The sequence below is a fragment of the Acinetobacter sp. YH12040 genome, assembly GCF_013420005.1.
Lineage (GTDB): Bacteria > Pseudomonadota > Gammaproteobacteria > Pseudomonadales > Moraxellaceae > Acinetobacter > Acinetobacter amyesii.
Genome location: NZ_VOZB01000028.1, coordinates 1 through 2,581, shown reverse-complemented (window position 1 = coordinate 2,581; position 2,581 = coordinate 1). Strand labels below are relative to the sequence as shown.

Genomic DNA, 2,581 nt, shown 5'->3' with positions numbered 1-2,581 from the left:
GAATAACAGAAAAAACCTAGGCACTGGCCTAGGTGTTAAATTAAAAAAATACATAAAAATTAAGGCTATAGTCTCAATTTTTCAACTTCGTATAACGTGTATTATGTTAATTTTAGAAGATCTATACAATTCTGTACTTTTTCACAATCATAGAAAAAGCAAATAAAATACTTATCCAAAATAAATAATCAATAAAAAAATTGAGAAAAACAAATTGATCCATGCCGATGAAAATAAATAAAGGATTGATACTTATACTTCCGACTGGAGAGGTTTCACCATCTATAAGGAACTGGAGAGGAAATCCCCCAGCTATGACTTTAACTTTTTCAAGCTTATCTACAACTATGCGAGCAACTAATATATTTTTTTGATAAAGCAAAGATACGTAAGTCAAAATAATCGCTAAAAAATTAAAATATAATATTTTTTTCATAACTATTCTTTATCTTTTAAGTTAATTAAAAACAGCCAATAACATAAGCCAGGAAATAGAGCCAGAAAGCTAGCCCATGTATTGGTATACATCTTCCACCAATCTTCAGCAATCTTTCCAGTATGCCCCCATCCTAAAAGAATAAAAAATGGAGTAGCAATAATTAGAGAGGTAATACAGATGGTTAATAAATTAAGTCTGTTATAACGATTTAAAAGAATTGAGAATATGTAGCTAAAAGGCACAGTCAAAATACAATAAGCCAAGTAAATAAGACCGTGTCCTACAAGAACTACGAAAATCGAGTATAGGCTGTATTCGTGATTCACTGCGATAAACAGGACTGTTGTTAAAAAAAGTAAAGGTAAAGGAGCAAGTAAGAGTGCTTTTACTATTTGTTCATTTGAGTATTTCACTAATTTAATTCTCTTATCTACTCAATAAATAATAATACTATAACGATTTTATTGGAGGTTTTTTGATTCTATTTAACATAATGGTGGTTATACGAATTGAACGTAAGCGTCCGCTGAACCCCATGCCTATTTTTTAATTCGGTTCAGGTTTCCAGCGGTGTGGTAGCAATTCTTCAATCTGAGTCACTTTATGTGTCGGCAACCTTTTCAGCACATCACTTAAATAGGCATTTAATCCTGAGAACTAAGAATTATCATTTAAAAATACCACAAAGTAGTATAAAATAAACTACTACAAGGTAGTATGAATGCAATCAATGTATACAATATGTGAGACTCCATTATTTACTAAATACTGTCTTGTTTATTGGACTCAGGAAGAATATGAGGAATTCAAAACATTCTTAGCATTAAATCCTGAAGCAGGAGATGTAGAGCCTAATGCAGGTGGTATTCGTAAGATTAGATGGACTAGCGGTGGTAGAGGTAAAAGTGGTGGTGTCAGAGTCATCTACTTTAATCGTTTAGCAAATGGAGAGATTTGGTTATTAACCTTGTACAGTAAAAAGCAAACTGTACAGCTTAGTAAGAAGACTCTTCAAGCATTAGTGGAGAAACTAAATGACTCGTTTAATGACTGAAAAAGAACTTGAGGCTTTTGAAGCAACTAGGGATATTGAAGCTGAAATATTACAAGGCATCGACGATATGCTTACTAGTAATGCAGCGAAAAGAACCGTAATCACTGAGACAGATGTAGCGTTAGCTCGTAGAAAGGCTCAACTAACACAAGATCAGTTTGCTAAGATTCTTGGCGTATCAAGACGTACTCTTGAATCATGGGAACAAGGTGCGAGAAGACCATCAGGAGCAGCAACATCCCTTATTCGATTATTTATTGTTGATCCAAAATTTGTAAAAGAGAGTCTGGCTTAATTTAGACAGCTCTCTACTATATTTATTTAAGGTTTTTTATGAAGCACTTAGGATTTGTGGGAAAAAGTACTGAATATTTAGGGTATACCCATATTGAAATTATCAATAGCTCATTACGCTTATCTTTCAATATTCCATCAACAAAAGATCTAGAAGAAACCTTTAAAAAGATAGTCGAAAATAACTATGATTTACTCATGGAAACATCAGCAGAAATCGAGTTCGAATTAGAAAGTGAAACGCTAGCAAAGATAGAAACCATCATAAAAGAAAAAGGGATTGAACTTGATGAGTTTGTTCAAAATGCGCTGATTAAACTTATCAACCAAAATGAATTGGCTAAGACTGATTAGACCTTAAATGCAGACAATAAAAAACCCCAGCATCCTGCCGGGGTTTCTCATATTGGGTTGCTAGGTATGACTCCTGTCTTACCTCACGCTCCTGGTGCGATCTTTCTTATTCTTGTTGTTTGGAACTTCCTGTTCCTGATGAGTTCATCATAGGAAAATTCCACTGTTCCTGGTAGCCGCAAAGAGCCGAGATTGTTGTGCGCCAGGGCGTACAAAATAGCCTAAATTTTATCCACAGCCATTGGGGATAGTTTCGGATCCTGAAAGCCGATGAAATGGGCACTGATTGCCAAATTGATCGTTTTTTAATCAAATTTACTGGCAAAATATTACAGATCTGCTTAAAAACTCACCAACTTATTACAAAAGCCGATTTTTTGCTTTTTCTTAGTCATGGCTAAATTTTCAAGTGATTGATATTTATATTAATATACAAGTGT

Annotated in this window: 5 protein-coding genes and 1 pseudogene; 3 read left to right on the top strand and 3 right to left on the bottom strand. The window is 33.9% G+C overall.

The window, feature by feature from the left end; translation table 11 throughout:
- Positions 1–121: 121 nt before the first annotated feature.
- The 3 genes and pseudogenes from FTT99_RS16245 to FTT99_RS16235 form a co-directional block, all read right to left on the bottom strand.
- Complete coding sequence (locus tag FTT99_RS16245; RefSeq protein ID WP_070155405.1) at positions 122–436, bottom strand: hypothetical protein; 315 nt, start codon at positions 434–436, stop codon at positions 122–124.
- Positions 437–438: 2 nt separating this feature from the next.
- Positions 439–852: a hypothetical protein gene (locus FTT99_RS16240; protein WP_179989130.1), complete on the bottom strand. Its 414-nt coding sequence runs from the start codon at positions 850–852 to the stop codon at positions 439–441.
- 133 nt (positions 853–985) lie between these two features.
- Positions 986–1,081 (bottom strand): annotated as a pseudogene (locus FTT99_RS16235) (transposase domain-containing protein); the annotation flags it as partial.
- A gap of 88 nt (positions 1,082–1,169) precedes the next feature.
- Here FTT99_RS16235 and FTT99_RS16230 point away from each other — a divergent pair.
- From FTT99_RS16230 to FTT99_RS16220, 3 genes are read left to right on the top strand one after another with little or no spacing between them, the layout of a single operon-like run.
- Positions 1,170–1,493 carry a transcriptional regulator gene (locus FTT99_RS16230; RefSeq protein WP_104505828.1) on the top strand — a complete coding sequence of 108 codons (324 nt, stop codon included), beginning with the start codon at positions 1,170–1,172 and terminating at the stop codon, positions 1,491–1,493.
- Positions 1,474–1,788 carry a DNA-binding transcriptional regulator gene (locus tag FTT99_RS16225; RefSeq protein WP_104505827.1) on the top strand — a complete coding sequence of 105 codons (315 nt, stop codon included), beginning with the start codon at positions 1,474–1,476 and terminating at the stop codon, positions 1,786–1,788. The genes FTT99_RS16230 and FTT99_RS16225 overlap by 20 nt, the downstream gene beginning before the upstream one ends.
- A 38-nt stretch (positions 1,789–1,826) precedes the next feature.
- A complete protein-coding gene (locus FTT99_RS16220) occupies positions 1,827–2,141 on the top strand; it encodes a hypothetical protein (RefSeq protein ID WP_104505826.1) in 315 nt (104 codons plus the stop codon).
- The last annotated feature ends 440 nt before the right edge of the window (positions 2,142–2,581 follow it).